The organism is Janibacter sp. CX7 (assembly GCF_024362365.1).
Classification (GTDB): Bacteria; Actinomycetota; Actinomycetes; order Actinomycetales; family Dermatophilaceae; genus Janibacter.
The window spans coordinates 740,654-756,823 of sequence record NZ_CP101464.1; the positions used below are offsets into that span (position 1 = coordinate 740,654).

A 16,170-nucleotide genomic window follows, 5' to 3' on the forward strand; every position below is an offset into this window, starting at 1 on the left:
GCCGCGGCGGCGGCCGCGTCATCCACAGGCCTTGGACGCTGCATTGCCGTTGGGCAATGCAGAGATGGGAGCGCGGCCGTCTGCATTGCCCTACGGCAATGCGGAGATGAGGGCGCGGATGGAGGCGTCGGTGTCGGGCGGCAGGGCGTCGACCGGCCACCACGCGACGTCGAGCGACTCCGGCGAGACGACCGGCTCGGCGCCGGGGTCGGCGACGGCGATCCACCGCAGGTCGAGGTGCTCGGTGCACCTCGTGAAGCCCGACCCCAGCGCGTGCCGGTCGAGCTGCGCCGGACCGGGGAGGAGGTGGAGGCTGCCGGCGGGCAGACCCGACTCCTCGACGGCCTCGCGCAGCGCGGCGGCGGCGACGCTCGGGTCGTCGGCCTCGATGTGCCCGCCGAACTGCAGCCAGCGACCGACCTTGCGGTGCAGGGTGAGCAGCACCCGCTCGCGCGGCTCGTCGACGACGAGGCACGACGCGGTGAAGTGGGCCGGCGGGCCGGCCTTGGCGCTCGCGTCGGCGTGCGCGGAGAGGTGGGCGAGGTAGTCGCGGCGCAGCTGCTCCTGCTCGGGCGTCGGCGCGGGCCAGGCCTCGAGCACGGCGCGCAGGTCGGCGTCGAGGTGGGCGTGCGTACCGGTGGCTGCTGCCGCGCCGCCGCCAGCCGCGCCGCCGCCGGCCGGGCCACCGCTGGCCGCGCCGTTCCCCGGCGCGCTCACGCGGTCGGGTCGTCGGAGCCGGATCCGCCTGCGGCAGAGCCGCCTTCGTCCGCCTCGCGCAGGATCGACTCGAGCACGTCGTCGAGGTCGCTGCGCTCGTTGCCACCCCCGCCGGCGGCGGTGCGCTCGACGAAGCCGAGCACGTCGTCGAGGTCGGCGGCGGTCGGCGCGACGTCGGGATGCGCCCACACGCCGTCGCGACCGGCGGCGCCGACCCGCTCCTCGAGGGCGGCGAAGAGGTTGGCGGCGTCGCGCAGGCGGCGCGGCCGCAGCTCGAGCCCGACGAGCCCGGCGAAGGTGCGCTCGGCCGGCCCACCGGTCGCGCGCCGACGACGGATCATCTCGGTCATCGCCACGGTGTGCGGCAGATGGTCGGCGGTGGCCCGGGCGGCGACGTGGTCGACCCAGCCCTCGATGAGCGCCAGCCAGGTCTCGAGCTGGCCGAGGGCGTGCTGCTGGGCGGCGGTGGGCGCGGGGTTGAGGAAGCTGCCGGTCAGCGCCTCCTGGATCGCCGAGGGGTCGCTTGGGTCGACCTCGCGCACGGCGGCGTCGATGGCGTCGGTGTCGATCGCCATGCCGCGGGCATAGGACTGGATGGCGGCGAGGATCTGCGGGCCGATCCACGGCACGGCGGTGAAGAGCCGCATCCGCGCGACCTCCCGGGCCGCCAGGTGCAGCCACACCTCGTCGAGCTCGACGTCGAGCCCCTCGGCGAAGTCGGCGACATTGCCCGGCAGCAGCCCCACCTGCGTCGTGAGCAGCGGCACGCCGGCCTCGGTCGCGGTCAGGGTCTCGGACGACAGCGCCCCGACGGCCTCCGCGGTCTGGCCGGTGATGAGGGAGGACGCCATCGTGTCGACGAAGGGAGCCATCTGCTGGGCCAGCATCGACAGGTCCATGCCGGCCGGCAGCCCGAGGGCCTGCAGGTCGGGGGCGTCGGGCCCCTGGAGCCGGGAGGTGAAGGAGTCGCGGATGGCGGCGGACAGCCCGTCGGCGACCGGGTCGACGAGCGAGGCCCAGACCGGCATGGTCGCCTCGATCCACTCGGCCCGGGACAGGGCCGCGCCGGTGAGCCCGGGGGCCTCGAGGTCGGTCACCTGGTCGAGCCACATCGACGCGACGTGCACGGCCTGCTCGGCGAGGCCGCGCTCGCGCGGACCCATCTCGTGGTCGTCGTCCTCGGCGGCCTCCTGCGCGGCCGTCACCGCGGAGGTGATGTCCACCCCCTTCGTCATGGCGCCGGGGGTGAACATCGACGTGATCTGGGAGGTCATCGCCGCGACCTGCGCGGGGTCGGCGTCGCCGATGCCCATGGCCTTGAGCTGCTCGACGACCTGGGGCGGCAGGTCACGTCCGCCGTTGAGATCGCGGAAGATCCTCGCGATCTCCGGAGGCAGACCGTCGTCCCCGGGGGAACCGGATGGGGTGCTGGGGTCGTTGCTCACGTGGGCGTCTCGTCTCTTCCTGAGAGGATGTGCTGTCCTTCAACCCAACCACGAGCGGTCCCGGATGGTTCCCACCCGGGGCAGGAGGTCCTGTGACCGAGCCGGTGCACTCCATCCCGCGCAGCGAGCGCATCGCCAGATGGGTCCTCGCCGTGGCCTTCGTCCTGCTCATCGTCGTCGTCGGCGGCAGCTTCATCAAGGTGCCCTATGCCGTGGAGAAGCCGGGCCCGGTGACCGACACCCTCGGCAGGCTCGACGACGGCACCGACCTCGTGCGGGTCACGGGCGCGAAGACCTACCCGACCGACGGCGCCCTCTTCTTCACGACCGTGCGGGTCATCGGCGGCCCCGACCGCCACATCTCGGCGTGGGAGTGGGTCGCCGGCAAGCTCGACTCCAGCGCGCGGGTGGTGCCGGAGGAGGAGGTCTTCCCCAAGGACAGCACCGACGAGCAGATCAAGCAGATGAACACCGCGCAGATGCAGGGCGCGCAGAAGAACTCGATCGCCGTCGGCATGCGCAGCACCGGGGTCAAGGTCCCGCAGGACAACCTCGTCGCGACGATCGCGGAGGGCCTGCCGGCCGACGGTCGGCTCGCGCTCGAGGACCGGGTGCAGGCCGTCGACGGCACGCGCACCCCGCACGTCGCCGACATCGTCGCCGCGATCTCCGACCGCGAGCCGGGTGACACGGTGACGCTGACCGTCGAGCGCAAGGGCCGTGAGCGCGAGGTCCGGGTGCGCACCACCGACCTCGGCGGCGGCCGCGCCGGCATCGGCATCGGCATCGAGCCGAAGTACGACTACCCCTACGAGGTGCGCATCGACGCCGGCGACGTCGGCGGGCCGAGCGCGGGGATGATGTTCGCCCTCGCCGTGCGCGACCGCATCACGCCGGGCGAGATGACCGGCGGCAAGGAGATCGCCGGCACCGGCACCATCGACGACTCCGGCACCGTCGGCCCGATCGGCGGCATCGCGCAGAAGCTCATCGGCGCCCAGGACGGCGGCGCGAAGTGGTTCCTCGCCCCGGAGAGCAACTGCGACGAGGTCGTCGGGCACGTCCCCGAGGGTCTGCACGTCACCGCGGTCGGCGACTTCGAGGAGGCCACGGAGGCCGTCGAGGCCATCGCGAAGGGGAAGACCTCCGACCTGCCCACGTGCGAGCAGGTCGTGGCGACGTCCCGCTGAGGTGGTCCGTCAGCCGGAGTGCTCCTCCCAGACGCCGGAGCTGCCGCGCCGGTGGGAGTGGAGCAGGTGGGTGTCGACGATGCCGACCGCCTCCATGAGCGCGTACATCGTCGTCGGGCCGACGAAGGAGAAGCCGCGGGCGCGCAGCGCCTTGGACAGGGCGAGCGACTCGGGGGAGCGGGTCGGGACCTCGGCGATGGTGCGCGGCCGGGGCGTCTGCTCCGGCTGGAAGGACCACACGAAGTCGACGAGCCCGCCGTCCTCGCGCAGCCGGACGGTCGCGGCGGCATTGCCGATCGTGGCGAGGATCTTCGCCCGGTTGCGCACGATGCCGGCGTCGGCCATGAGGCGCTCGACGTCGTCGTCGCCGTAGGCCGCGACGACCTCGGGGTCGAAGCCGTCGAAGGCCGTGCGGAAGGCCGGTCGCTTGCGCAGGATCGTCGCCCACGACAGCCCGGACTGGAAGGCCTCGAGGCTGATCCGCTCGAAGAGCCCCTGCTCGTCTCGCACCGGCATGCCCCACTCGGTGTCGTAGTAGTCGCGGATCAGGGGGTCGGTGCTCGCCCACGTGGGTCGGGCCAGCCCGTCCTCGCCGACGACGACGCCGGTGTCGGCGCTCATGCGGCCGCCTCGAGCGCGAGGAGGGTCGACTTCGCCTCGAGACCGCCGAGGTAGCCGCCGAGCGACCCGTCGGAGCGCAGCACCCGGTGGCAGGGGACGACGACGGGCAGCGGGTTGGTCGCGCAGGCCGTGCCGACGGCGCGCACCGCGCGCGGCCGACCGACGTGCTCGGCCACCTCGCGATAGGTCTGCGTGCTCCCGTAGCCGATGTGCGGCAGCCAGGCCTGCACCTCCTGGCGGAACCCGGACGACAGCGACAGGTCGAGCGGCAGGTCGAAGTCGTGCCGGCGGCCGGCGAAGTACTCCTCGAGCTCCGCGGCGACCGCGTCGAGCCGGGCCGGCGCCTCGAGCACCCGCGGGCTCACCCGCGCGGCGAGCGACTCGAGCACCTCGTCGAAGCCCTCCCGCTCGAAGGCCACCCGCACCAGCCCGGTCGTCGTCGCCGCGAGCAGCAGCGGCCCGACGGGGGAGTCGACGGTCCGGTAGGCGACGTCGAGCAGCCCTTCGGCGTCGGCGGCCGCGGCCAGCCGCCCGCGCAGCCGCTCACGGTCGCCGGCCGTCACGGTGAAGTCCTCCGGGCTCACGTCGGTCGTCATGACATCTCTCCTTGTCGGTCGTCGGCGAGCATCGCGCGCAGCCGCGCGATCCCGTCGGAGGCGGCGCGGCGCACGGCCGCCGGGGTGCCGCCGATGAGCTCGGCCGTCTGCGTGTGCGGCAGCCCGCCGAGGTAGTGGTAGGCGACGGCCAGCCGCTGGCGCTCCGGCAGCCGGGCCACGACCTGCCAGAGGTCGCCACCCCCTTCGCCGGGGTTGCCGACGGGCGAAGGGAGGTCCGGCAGGTCGTCCGTGGGCACCGCCTGCCGGGCCCTGGCCCGGGTCACGTCGATCGCCTTGCGGTGGGCGACGCGCACGAGCCAGGCCTGGACGGTGGTGTCCTCGTCGAGGTCCGGCCACGAGCGGAGCGCCGCGAGGAAGGTCTCCGACCACGCGTCGTCGGCGTCCGGCCCGGGGCCGAGGACGGCGCGGCAGACCCGCAGCACGGTGTCGCCGTGCTGCGCGACCGCGGTCTCGAAGGGCTGCTGCATCGTCATCACCGGGTAGACGCGTGGGCGCGCCCGGGTGTGAGGTCAGTCCTCCAGCGTCGCCCGCAGGGCGTGGACGAGGCCGGGGGCGATGTCCTCACCGGTGGCAACCCGGTCGTCGCGGTCGTTGGCCCGCTGCCGCAGCAGGCACACGGCCCGGCCGTCGCGGTGGACGGCGACGAGCAGGCGCACGTCCTGCCGCTGCGGGTGCTGGGCGAGGGCGTCGACGGCCTCGTCGGGGTCCTGCGGCAGGTCGCGCTCGGCGCCCGGCGGGATGACGACCCGCTCGACGGCGAGGGCGACCCCGTCGACGGTCTCGGGCCAGGCCATCCGACCGAGGAGGGACTCGAGGTTGGACGTGCGGGGCAGGTCCTCCTGCTCGATGGCCGTGAGGGCGCCGGGGGCCCGGTCGGCGTCGCCGCTCAGGGCAGCGGCCAGCTGCGGCTCGGCCGCGGCGAGGGAGGCGGTGTCGACGAGGGCGAAGACGCGGGGGTTCTGGTCCCACCCGGCGGAGGCGACGTGGCGCTCGGTCTCGAGGGCGGCGACGGCGAGCGGCTCGGTGGTCGGCTGCGGCGCGGGGTCGGGGGTCTGGTCTGGTGACGAGTCGGGCACGAAGACCATGCTGCCCTACGGGCCCCCAGCCGGGCTGGGTACGGTGGCCCCACCATGAGCAGCGCGAGTTGGCCGGAAGACAAGGGGGGCGAGCAGCCGCCCCGGGGAGAGGGGCCCCCCGCCTCACGCGTGCCGCAGGCACGCCTGGCCAAGGTGCTGCTCGCCGTCGCGGCGGTGGTCGTGGCCGTCAGCCTCGCCGCCTCGCTGTGGACCGAGTCGCTGTGGTTCGGCTCCCTCGGCTACTCCGGCATGTGGTGGTCGCGGCTGCGCACCCAGGTCATGCTCTTCGTCGTCGGCGGCCTGCTCACGGCCGTGCCCGTCGGGGTGAGCCTGTGGCTCGCCCACCGCACCCGCCCGCTGACCGTGCCGATGACGGCCGGCGAGCACGCGCTCGCGCAGTACCGCAGCGCCATCGAACCCTTCCGTCGCGCGACGGCGATCGCCCTCCCTTCGGTCCTGGGGATCCTCGGCGGACTGGCCGCCGCCGCCCAGTGGCAGACCTGGATGCTGTGGCGCAACGGCAGCTCCACCGGCGTGACCGATCCCGAGTTCGGCCGCGACGTCGGCTACTACCTCTTCGCCCTGCCGTGGTGGAGCTTCCTCGTCGGCTTCCTCACCGTCGTCGCCATCGCGACCCTGCTCGCCGCGCTCTTCGCGCACTACGTCTACGGCGGCATCGTCCCGCCGGGCCGCGGCCGGTCCAGCCGCGCGGCCTTCCTCCACCTGGCGATCATCGCCGCCGTCCTCGCGCTGCTGCGGGCGTGGAGCTATGTCCTCGACGCCCACGGCCTGACGACGCGCGAAGGGGAGGTCCTCACCGGTGTCGGGTACACCGGCGCGCACGCCATCGTGCCGACGAAGTACATCCTCGCCGTCGCCGCGGCGATGTGCGCCGGGCTCTTCCTCGCCTCGGTGCGCTCGCGCTCGTGGCGCCTGCCGGTCATCGCCGTCGGCACGCTCGTCGTGCTGTCGGTCGTCGTCGGCTCGATCTACCCGGCCCTCGTCGAGACCTACAAGGTCTCGCCCTCGCGCAACTCGCTCGAGGAGCCCTATCTCCAGCGCAACATCGACGCGACCCGGGCGGCCTACGGCGTCACCGACGTCAAGACGTCGAGCTATGACGCGGTCTCCGACGTCTCGTCCGGGCAGCTGCGCGAGGACGCCGACTCGATCCCCGGCATCCGCCTGCTCGACCCGGCGGTCGTCAGCCCGACCTACCAGGAGCTGCAGGCGCAGCAGCCCTACTACACCTTCCACGACGAGCTCGACGTCGACCGCTACGACGTCGACGGCGACATGGTCGACGTCGTCGTCGGGGCCCGCGAGCTCGACCTCGACAAGGTGCCCTCGGACCGGCGCGACTGGGTCAACGACCACACCGTCTACACGCACGGCTACGGCCTGGTCATGGCTCGCGGTGCGCAGTCGCGCGGTGGCGACCCGGAGTGGCTCAACCCCACGAGCGCGATCGGCGAGTACGAGCCGCGGATCTACTTCGGCGAGGAGATGCGCCACTTCTCCATCGTCGGGCAGGGCGACACCTCGACCCCGCGCGAGGTCGACCGGCCGACGGGCGGCGAGGAGTCGCGCTACACCTACCAGGGCGAGGGCGGCGTGGGCATCGGCTCGTGGCCCCGGCAAGCCGCCTATGCCATCACCCACCGCGACCTGAAGTTCCTGCTCTCCGACGCGGTCGGTGGCGACTCGCGCCTGCTCGAGCACCGCACGCCCACCGAGCGCGTCCAGCGGGTCGCGCCGTGGCTGACCCTCGACGACGACGTCTACCCGACGGTCGTCGACGGTCGCATCCAGTGGGTCGTCGACGGCTACACGACCTCCAACGACTACCCCTACAGCACCGCCTTCTCCATCTCGGGCGTGCAGTCGGGGCAGGTCTCCTCGGTGCAGACGCAGCGCAACAGCTCGCTCGTCGGCGACCGGATCAACTACATGCGCAACTCGGTCAAGGCGACCGTCGACGCCTACGACGGCACCGTGCGGCTCTACAAGTGGGACGACGAGGACCCGATCGTCAACGCCTGGGACAAGGCCTTCCCGGGGCTGCTCAAGAGCACGCAGTCGATCAGCGGCGACCTCATGTCGCACCTGCGCTACCCCGAGGACATCTTCCGCATGCAGCGCGCGGTCCTCGCCGACTACCACGTGACCGCGGCGAGCGACTTCCGCGCCGGACAGGACCGCTGGCGGGTGCCGGACGATCCCTCCCGCGGGGACGACGGTGTGGCCCAGCCGCCCTACTTCCTCTCGCTCGCGATGCCCGACCAGCGCGAGCCGGTGTGGTCGCTCACCTCGACCTACATCCCGCGGGGCACGCGCAATGTCATGGCCGGCTACCTGTCGGCCGACGGCGATGCCGGGTCGACGGCGGGCAAGCCGGCCGACGGCTACGGCGACCTGCGCCTGCTCTCGGTGCCACGGGACACGACCGTCCCGGGCGTCGGCCAGGTGCAGAACAACATCGTCTCCTCGACGGCGACGACCGGCTCGGGCTCGCAGACGCTGACCGACTGGATCAACAACGCCAACCGCGGTGGCTCGCAGGTGCACTTCGGCAACCAGCTCGCGCTGCCGGTGGGCGAGGGTTTCCTCCACGTCGAGCCGATCTACGTCTCCTCGGCTTCGGGCACGAGCTACCCGCAGTTGCGGGTCGTCGTCGCGACCTTCGCCGGGCGGGTGGCGTGGGGCCAGACCCTCGACGCCGCCCTCGACGAGCTCTTCGGCGGCGACGCGGGCGTGGACGGCGGTGACGACGGCAGCAAGGAGCCGAAGGGCAAGGAGCCGGCCGAGCCGAAGAACCTCACCGCCGACGAGAAGAAGCTCCGCGAGGCGATCGCCGGCATGCAGCAGGCCTACAAGGACTCGGAGGAGGCCCTCGAGAAGGGCGACTTCACCGCCTACGGCGAGGCCCAGAAGGAGCTGAAGAAGTACCTCGAGGACGCCGCCGAGGCGCAGCCGGGAGGCGGCTCGGCGACTCTCGACGAGGGCTGATTTGGTGTGCCCCGTGCGTTCACGTAGAGTTGAGAACGCAACGACGCGGGGTGGAGCAGTTCGGTAGCTCGCCGGGCTCATAACCCGGAGGTCGCAGGTTCAAATCCTGCCCCCGCTACCACTCCGAGAGGCCCCCGACCATCTGGTCGGGGGCCTCTCGCATGTCCGGCCCTTCGAGACGGCCGCGGGCGGCCTCCTCAGGGACCGGGGCACCCGGTGCGCCGATCGTTCACCTTCGTGGGGGATCCTTCAGCGCGTGACGCCACCCTCGCCCCTGCTCCCTTCGCTCCTGGCCGGCGATCGCGCGCCCGCGCCGCGCACGCTCGTCGACATCTTCATGGGGGTCGTCGAGGAGCACCCGGACGCGCGGGCCGTCGACAGCGGCCAGGAGATGCTCACCTATGCCGAGCTCGCCGAGGCCGCGACGGCGCTGGCCGATCAGCTCGCGGAGCTCGGCATCGGGCCGGGGGACAAGGTCGGGGTGCGCATCCGCTCCGGCTCCACCGACCTCTACGTGGCGATCATCGGCGTGCTCGTCGCCGGCGCCGCCTACGTGCCCGTCGACGCCGACGACCCCGACGAGCGGGCGCGGGTCGTCTTCTCGGAGTCGCGGGCGGCCGCGATCATCGGCAACGACCTCGTCGTCACGACCACCGCTGTGGCACAGGGCCGTTCGCCGATCGAGCCGGCGGCGCCCACCCCCGAGGACGACGCCTGGGTGATCTTCACCTCCGGCTCCACCGGCACGCCGAAGGGGGTCGCCGTCACCCACCGCAATGCCGCCGCCTTCGTCGACGCCGAGGCGCGGATGTTCCTCGTCGACGACCCGATCGGGCCGAGCGACCGGGTCATGGCGGGCCTGTCGGTCGCCTTCGACGCCAGCTGCGAGGAGATGTGGCTCGCCTGGGCCTACGGCGCCTGCCTCGTGCCCGCGCCGCGCTCGCTCGTGCGCTCCGGCGTCGACGTCGGCCCGTGGCTCGTGGCCAACGAGATCACCATCGTCTCGACCGTGCCGACCCTCGTCTCGCTGTGGCCGCCGAGCTCGCTCGAGCGGGTGCGGCTGCTCATCATGGGCGGCGAGGCCTGCCCGCCCGAGCTCGCCTCGCGCCTGCAGCGTGAGGGCCGCGAGGTGTGGAACACCTATGGTCCCACCGAGGCCACCGTCGTCGCGTGCGGCGCGATGCTCGACGGCTCCGACCCCGTGCGCATCGGCCTGCCGCTCGACGGCTGGGACCTCGCGGTCGTCGACGGCGAGGGCCACCCGGTGGCCGAAGGGGAGTCCGGCGAGCTGATCATCGGCGGTGTCGGCCTCGCCCGCTATCTCGACCCGGCCAAGGACGCCGAGAAGTACGCCCCCATGCCCACCCTCGGCTGGGATCGCGCCTACCGCTCCGGCGACGTCGTGCGCAACGACCCGGCCGGTCTCGTCTTCGCCGGTCGCGCCGACGACCAGATCAAGCTCGGCGGCCGACGCATCGAGCTCGGCGAGATCGACGAGCAGCTGCTCCGCGTGCCCGGCGTCGTCTCGGCGGCCGCCGCCGTGCGTGCGACCGCCGCGGGCAACAAGCTGCTCGTCGGCTACCTGACGACCGACGAGCGCTACGACGCCGCGCACGCCCGCGACCTGCTGCGCGAGCGGATGCCCGCAGCCCTCGTGCCGCGCCTGGCCGTCGTCGACGAGCTGCCGACCCGCACCTCGGGCAAGGTCGACCGCGACGCCCTGCCGTGGCCCCTGCCCACCTCCGGCGACACCCCGGCGAAGGGGGAGCTCGGCGAGACCGCGCAGTGGGTCGCCGGCATCTGGGCCGAGGTCATCGGCGCCGACGTCGGCGACCCGAGCGACGACTTCTTCGACCTCGGGGGAGGCTCGCTCACCGCCGCGCAGGTCGTCAGCCGGCTGCGGGAGAAGCACCCCGAGACGACCGTCGGCGACCTCTACGCCCACCCGACGATCGGAGACCTCGGCGCCTGGCTCGACGAGGCGATGGCGACCTCGACGATGGTGCGGACCAACCGCAAGGTCCGCCCGATCCGCACGAAGACCCAGGTGGCGCAGCTCGTCGGGATGATCCCCCTTCGTGCTCTGGCCGGCATGCGCTGGCTCGCCTGGATCATGCTCGGCTCCACCATCGGCCACCTCGCCCTGCCGTGGCTGCCGACCTTCCCGCTGTGGCTCGTCGTGCCCATGGGCCTGGTCTTCCTCACCGGCCCCGGGCGCATGCTGCTCGCCGCGGCCCTGGCCCGGCTCGTGCTGCGCGGGGTGACCCCGGGCTCCCACCCGCGCGGCGGCAAGGTCCACCTGCGGCTGTGGCTGGCCGCTCGCACGCAGGACGAGCTCGCGGCGGCGGCGCTGTCCGGGGCCGTCTGGTTCCGCTGGTACGCGCGGCTGCTCGGGGCACGGATCGGCGAGGGCGTCGACCTGCACGCCCTCCCGCCGGTCACCGGCTGGCTCGACGTCGGCGCGGGTGCGGCCATCGAGCCCGAGGTCGACCTGCTCGGCTCCTGGATCGACGGCGACCGGGTGCAGGTCGGCCCGATCACCATCGGTGACCACGCGCGCGTCGGCGCACGCAGCACCCTCTCGCCCGGCACGGTCGTCGGCGCGGGGGCCGAGGTCGCCCCCGGCTCGCACGTCCTCGGGAGCGTGACGGCGGGGGAGTTCTGGTCCGGCTCGCCGGCCGAGCGCCAGGCATCGGCCCGGGGCCCGTGGTCGCGGGAGGACGCGCCGGCCCCGCGCCGCTGGCTCGTCGGCATGGGGCTCATCGCCCCGCTCGTCGCGAGCCTGCCCGGTGTGGCGACCCTCGTCGGTGGCCTCGTGCTCTGGCCGGGCGTCTCGGGGGCCGACTCGCTCGGCGAGGCGGTGCGCGCCGCGCTGCCGTGGCTGCCGCTGGCCGCCGTCGTCGGGTTCATCGCGCTCGCCCTGCTCGTCCTCGGCCTCACCCGGCTGCTCGGCAGCCGGATCGAGCCCGGTCACTTCCCGGTGCGTTCGGTGCAGGGGCTGGCGATCATCTACACCGTGCGGCTGCTCGACGAGGCGCGCGAGTGGCTCTTCCCGATCTACTCCAGCGCCTTCACCCCGATCTGGCTGCGGCTGCTCGGCGCTCGCGTCGGCGAGGGCGTCGAGGCCTCGACGGTGCTGCTCGTGCCCAAGCTCGTGCGGGTGGGCGGCCACGCCTTCCTCGCCGACGACACCCTCATCGGCTCCTACGAGCTCGGTGGCGGCTGGGTCCGCGTCGAGAGGGTCAAGGTCGGCAAGCGGGCCTTCGTCGGCAACTCCGGCATGCTCGCGCCCGGCCGCCGGGTGCCCAAGCGCTCGCTCGTCGCCGTGCTCTCCGCCGCCCCGCAGCGGGCCAAGGCCAAGGCCGGCGCCTCCTACATCGGCTCGCCCCCGCGCAAGCTGCGGCGCACCGCCGACGAGCAGGACGCGAGCCGCACCTACGACCCGCCGACCCGGCTCAAGGCCCTGCGGTCGGTCGTCGAGCTCTGCCGCGTCGTGCCTCTCGTCTGCAGCGTCGCGCTGCCCGTCGGGGTCGGGGCGACCCTGCTCGCCCTCCTCGACCGGTCGGTGTGGGCGGCCGTGCTGCTCGCCGGCCCGGTCCTGCTCGTCGCCGGGCACCTCGCGGCCGCCGTCACCGTGCTCGCCAAGTGGCTCATCGTCGGGCGCCACCGCGCCGGCGACCACGAGCTGTGGACCTCCTTCGTCTGGCGCAACGAGCTCGCCGACACCTTCACCGAGATGCTCGCCGCCCCGTGGTTCGCCCGCATCACCGCCGGCACCCCGGCGCTCAACGCCTGGCTGCGGCTCATGGGCAGCAAGGTCGGCGAGGGAGTCTGGTGCGACACCTACTGGCTCCCCGAGAGCGACCTCGTCGAGCTCGGCGACGGCTCGACGGTCAACCACGGCTGCGTCGTGCAGACCCACCTCTTCCACGACCGGGTCCTGCAGATGGACAAGGTCGTGCTCGAGGCCGGGGCGACCCTCGGGCCCAACAGCGTCATCCTCCCTTCGTCCAGCGTCGGCCGGGACGCGACCGTCGGACCCGCGTCGCTCGTCATGCGCGGCGAGGGCGTACCGTCGCGCACACGCTGGATCGGCAACCCGATCGGTCCGTGGGAGGAGACAGAGTGAGGCGCCAGGACGGCACCGACGACTACGTGCCCGGGCACGGCGACGCGAGCTTCGCCGTCGAGCACTACGACCTCGAGCTCGACTACAAGGTCGCCGGCAACCGGCTCTCCGGCGAGGCCACGCTGCGCTGCCGCGCGCTGCAGCCGGCGAGCCGGGTCGAGCTGGACCTGCACGCGCTCAAGGTCGCTCGCGTCCACGTCGACGGCGAGAGCGCCCGCTACTCCCACCGCGGCGACCGGCTCGCCGTGACGCTCGGGCGCACGGTGCCCGAGGGGGAGGGCTTCGAGGTGCGGGTGCGGTACGCGGGCACCCCCAAGCAGGTGCGCAGCCGCCGTCTCGGCGAGGCCGGCTGGGAGGAGCTGACGGACGGCGTCATCGTCGCCGCCCAGCCCCATGGCGCCCCGTCGTGGTTCCCGTGCAACGACCGTCCGGACGACAAGGCGACCTACCGCCTCGTGCTGAGCACCTCCCGCGACTACCACGTCGCCATCGCCGGCGAGCTCGTCGACCGCTCGACCCGGGGGAGCACGACGACGTGGACCTATGTGCAGGACGCGCCGATGGCGACCTATCTCGCGACCGTGCAGATCGGGCGCTACGAGGTCATCGACCAGGCGGGTGCGCCCGTGCCCGTGCGCGTCGTCGCGCCCGCCGACCGGCCGGAGAAGGGCTTCGAGGCGGCCTTCGGGATGCAGCCGCAGATGCTCGGCTTCTTCGCGGAGACCTTCGGCGACTACCCCTTCGCGTCGTACACCGCCGTGATCACTGACGACGACCTCGAGATCCCGCTGGAGTCGCAGGGCCTGTCGACCTTCGGGCGCAACTTCATGCGTGACGACTGGGAGTGCATCCGGCTCGTCGCCCACGAGCTGAGCCACCAGTGGTGGGGCAACTCGGTCACTCTCGGGCACTGGCGCGACATCTGGCTGCACGAGGGCTTCGCCTGCTACTCCGAGTGGCTGTGGTCGGAGCGGATCGGCCTGATGACCGTGGGCGAGCGGGCCGAGGTGCACCACGAGCGGGTGCGCACCGACGACGGCGACGAGCTGCTCCTCGGCGACCCCGGGCCGGACCTGATGTTCGACGACCGGGTCTACAAGCGGGGCGCGCTCACGCTGCATGCGCTGCGCTGCCGGGTCGGGGATGCGCGCTTCTTCGAGGTGCTGCGGACGTGGTGCGAGGAGCAGCAGCACCGCACGGTGACGACGGCGATGTTCGTCGAGCACGCCGAGCGGGTCACGGGCGAAGACCTCGGTGAGCTCTTCGAGGCCTGGCTCTACGCCGTCGAGCTGCCGCCGCTGCCGGTCTGACCGGGCGGGAGCGCCACGACGGCCGCGGCCAGTCCCGGTGGTGCGGCCAGGTCCTCGACGGGCCAGTTGGCGCACCGGATCTCGCTCATCGGGGTGCGCAGGCCGGTGCCCAGCGCCTTGAGGATCGCCTCCTTGCGGCACCACGTCGCGGCCCGCTCGGCAGGTGTGTCGGCACGCTCGCCGGGCGCGAGGACGAGGGTGGGGTCCCAGCGGGCGTCGACCGCGGTGATGTCCTCGACGTCGACGCCGACGGGACGAAGGGGGTCCACCGCCGTTACCACGACGTCGCCGCAGCGGGCCAGGCTGACGTGCGGCCGGGAGCCGTCGGCCAGCCGCGCCCACGGGCGGCCGTGGCGCTCGGAGCCGCAGGCCGTGCAGTGCCGGCCGGTGGCGGTCTCGAGGCTCGCAAGCTCGCACCTCGACCCGCGGAGAAGGTGGGCGCGCAGGGCGGCGTCCGCGCTCAGCCCCCGGTGCCACTGGATGTCCACGGGGCGAGGCTAGGCCCTGAGTCCGCATTGCCCAACGGCAATGCAGATCCAGTCCGCATTGCCGTTGGGCAATGCGGACTGGAGGTGGGTGGCGGCCGGGGAGGTGAGGGCTTTATCAGGTCCGGGGCGGTTGTGACCAGAGGAATAGGGGCACGATTTCTCCCTTCGGCATGGGCTGGGCCACAATGGAAGGCGTGAGCGCTAACTCTGGCAAGCACCGCGTCGTCATCATCGGTTCCGGCTTCGGCGGCCTCTTCGCCGCGAAGTCCCTGAGCGGCAAGGACGTCGAGGTCACCCTCATCTCGCGCACCGGCCACCACCTCTTCCAGCCGCTGCTCTACCAGGTGGCCACGGGCATCCTCTCCGAGGGCGACATCGCCCCGGCGACCCGCGACATCCTCGCCCGCGACAAGAACGTGCGCACGATCCTCGGCGACGTCCACGAGATCGACATCGAGGCGCGCACCGTCACCTCCCGCTCGCTGAGCCAGGAGACGGTCACGCCCTACGACAGCCTGATCATCGCCGCCGGTGCCGGACAGTCGTACTTCGGCAACGACCACTTCGCCCGCTACGCGCCGGGCATGAAGGACATCGACAACGCCCTCGAGCTGCGCGGCCGCATCTTCGGTGCCTTCGAGCTGGCCGAGACCACGACCGACCCCGAGGACCGCGAGCGGCTGCTCACCTTCGTCGTCGTCGGCGCCGGCCCGACCGGAGTCGAGATGGCGGGCCAGATCGCCGAGCTCGCGCACAAGACGCTCGCCCACGAGTTCCGCCACATCGACCCCAAGGACGCCCGGGTCATCCTGCTCGACGGTGCCGACCAGGTGCTGCCCTCCTTCGGTGACCACCTCGGTGGCAAGACCCGCGCCAGCCTCGAGAAGCGTGGCGTCGAGGTCCAGCTCGGGGCGATGGTCACCGACGTCGACGGCGCCGGCATCGACGTCAAGTACAAGGACGGCTCGACCCAGCGCATCGAGGCCATGACCAAGGTCTGGGCCGCCGGTGTCGCCGGCTCGCCGCTCGGCAAGCTCGTCGCCGAGCAGGCCGGCGCCGAGATCGACCGCGCTGGGCGCGTCCACGTCGAGGAGGACCTGACCCTCAAGGGTCACCCCGAGATCTTCCTCGTCGGCGACATGATCAACCTCAAGGGCTACCCGGGCGTCGCCCAGCTGGCGATCCAGGGCGGCCGCTACGCGGCCAAGGAGATCATCGGCCGTCTCGAGGGCAAGGAGCCGCAGGCCCCCTTCGTCTACAAGGACAAGGGCTCGATGGCGACGATCTCGAAGTACTCCGCCGTCGCGAGCATCGGCAAGATCAAGCTCACCGGCTTCATCGCCTGGCTCGCCTGGCTGGCCGTGCACCTCATGGCGATGGTCGGCTTCAAGAACCGCGTCTCCACGCTGCTCAACTGGATCATCACCTTCGTCGGCAACAACCGCAACGAGCGTGCGACGACGATGCAGCAGGTCTTCGCCCGCCGGGCGATCGAGGACCTCGGCGAGGACGCCTTCCCCGAGCTGCCGCGCACCGGTGAGCAGGAGCAGCGCGACGCCTCCTGACCC

At 72.9% G+C, this 16,170-nt stretch carries 12 protein-coding genes and 1 tRNA gene; 6 read left to right on the forward strand and 7 right to left on the reverse strand.

Features of this window, described 5'->3' with window-relative positions; all coding sequences use genetic code 11:
• Window positions 1-90 precede the first annotated feature (90 nt).
• The gene (locus tag NMQ01_RS03735; RefSeq protein WP_255185531.1) at window positions 91-717 is read right to left on the reverse strand and encodes an NUDIX hydrolase; all 627 of its coding nucleotides are present in this window, start codon (window positions 715-717) and stop codon (window positions 91-93) included.
• Window positions 714-2,162 (reverse strand): zinc-dependent metalloprotease, encoded by a 1,449-nt coding sequence (locus NMQ01_RS03740; RefSeq protein WP_255185532.1) that lies wholly within the window; start codon window positions 2,160-2,162, stop codon window positions 714-716. Before NMQ01_RS03740 ends, NMQ01_RS03735 begins: the two co-directional genes overlap by 4 nt.
• Before the next feature lie 92 nt (window positions 2,163-2,254).
• Between NMQ01_RS03740 and NMQ01_RS03745 the strand changes: the two genes are divergently transcribed.
• A complete protein-coding gene (locus NMQ01_RS03745; RefSeq protein WP_255185533.1) occupies window positions 2,255-3,352 on the forward strand; it encodes a PDZ domain-containing protein in 1,098 nt (365 codons plus the stop codon).
• Window positions 3,353-3,361: 9 nt separating this feature from the next.
• Here NMQ01_RS03745 and NMQ01_RS03750 read toward each other — a convergent pair whose 3' ends face one another.
• Genes NMQ01_RS03750 through NMQ01_RS03765 form a run of 4 tightly spaced genes read right to left on the reverse strand, consistent with a single transcriptional unit; the run spans window position 3,362 to window position 5,675 of the window.
• Window positions 3,362-3,973 (reverse strand): DNA-3-methyladenine glycosylase I, encoded by a 612-nt coding sequence (locus NMQ01_RS03750; protein ID WP_255185534.1) that lies wholly within the window; start codon window positions 3,971-3,973, stop codon window positions 3,362-3,364.
• On the reverse strand, window positions 3,970-4,569 hold the full coding sequence (locus NMQ01_RS03755; protein ID WP_255185535.1) for a methylated-DNA--[protein]-cysteine S-methyltransferase: 600 nt from the start codon (window positions 4,567-4,569) through the stop codon (window positions 3,970-3,972). Before NMQ01_RS03755 ends, NMQ01_RS03750 begins: the two co-directional genes overlap by 4 nt.
• Window positions 4,566-5,057: an RNA polymerase sigma factor gene (locus tag NMQ01_RS03760; protein ID WP_255185536.1), complete on the reverse strand. Its 492-nt coding sequence runs from the start codon at window positions 5,055-5,057 to the stop codon at window positions 4,566-4,568. The genes NMQ01_RS03755 and NMQ01_RS03760 overlap by 4 nt, the downstream gene beginning before the upstream one ends.
• 42 nt (window positions 5,058-5,099) lie before the next feature.
• The gene (locus tag NMQ01_RS03765; protein WP_255185537.1) at window positions 5,100-5,675 is read right to left on the reverse strand and encodes a PPA1309 family protein; all 576 of its coding nucleotides are present in this window, start codon (window positions 5,673-5,675) and stop codon (window positions 5,100-5,102) included.
• Between the two features lie 120 nt (window positions 5,676-5,795).
• On the opposite strand from NMQ01_RS03765, the gene NMQ01_RS03770 reads away from it, so the two are divergent.
• The 4 genes from NMQ01_RS03770 to NMQ01_RS03785 all read left to right on the forward strand — a co-directional run bounded on the left by NMQ01_RS03770 (window position 5,796) and on the right by NMQ01_RS03785 (window position 14,114).
• Window positions 5,796-8,675 carry a UPF0182 family protein gene (locus tag NMQ01_RS03770; RefSeq protein WP_255185538.1) on the forward strand — a complete coding sequence of 960 codons (2,880 nt, stop codon included), beginning with the start codon at window positions 5,796-5,798 and terminating at the stop codon, window positions 8,673-8,675.
• Between the two features lie 44 nt (window positions 8,676-8,719).
• A tRNA-Met gene (locus NMQ01_RS03775) sits at window positions 8,720-8,796 on the forward strand.
• 135 nt (window positions 8,797-8,931) lie between these two features.
• The gene (locus NMQ01_RS03780) at window positions 8,932-12,804 is read left to right on the forward strand and encodes a Pls/PosA family non-ribosomal peptide synthetase (protein WP_255185539.1); all 3,873 of its coding nucleotides are present in this window, start codon (window positions 8,932-8,934) and stop codon (window positions 12,802-12,804) included.
• A complete protein-coding gene (locus NMQ01_RS03785) occupies window positions 12,801-14,114 on the forward strand; it encodes a M1 family metallopeptidase (protein WP_255185540.1) in 1,314 nt (437 codons plus the stop codon). Before NMQ01_RS03780 ends, NMQ01_RS03785 begins: the two co-directional genes overlap by 4 nt.
• Here the strand turns inward: NMQ01_RS03785 and NMQ01_RS03790 are convergent.
• Window positions 14,081-14,602, reverse strand: coding sequence for a 4'-phosphopantetheinyl transferase superfamily protein (locus NMQ01_RS03790; protein ID WP_255185541.1), 522 nt, complete (start codon window positions 14,600-14,602; stop codon window positions 14,081-14,083). The genes NMQ01_RS03785 and NMQ01_RS03790 overlap by 34 nt on opposite strands.
• A gap of 185 nt (window positions 14,603-14,787) precedes the next feature.
• On the opposite strand from NMQ01_RS03790, the gene NMQ01_RS03795 reads away from it, so the two are divergent.
• The gene (locus NMQ01_RS03795) at window positions 14,788-16,167 is read left to right on the forward strand and encodes an NAD(P)/FAD-dependent oxidoreductase (protein WP_255185542.1); all 1,380 of its coding nucleotides are present in this window, start codon (window positions 14,788-14,790) and stop codon (window positions 16,165-16,167) included.
• Window positions 16,168-16,170 lie beyond the last annotated feature (3 nt).

Bases quoted from the DNA above. Each gene is read 5' to 3' on its own strand.
- NMQ01_RS03750 (WP_255185534.1), bottom strand. From the start codon at position 3,973: ATGAGCGCCGACACCGGCGTCGTCGTCGGCGAGGACGGGCTGGCCCGA.
- NMQ01_RS03755 (WP_255185535.1), bottom strand. From the start codon at position 4,569: ATGACGACCGACGTGAGCCCGGAGGACTTCACCGTGACGGCCGGCGAC.
- NMQ01_RS03760 (WP_255185536.1), bottom strand. From the start codon at position 5,057: ATGCAGCAGCCCTTCGAGACCGCGGTCGCGCAGCACGGCGACACCGTG.
- NMQ01_RS03765 (WP_255185537.1), bottom strand. From the start codon at position 5,675: ATGGTCTTCGTGCCCGACTCGTCACCAGACCAGACCCCCGACCCCGCG.
- NMQ01_RS03795 (WP_255185542.1), top strand. From the start codon at position 14,788: ATGGAAGGCGTGAGCGCTAACTCTGGCAAGCACCGCGTCGTCATCATC.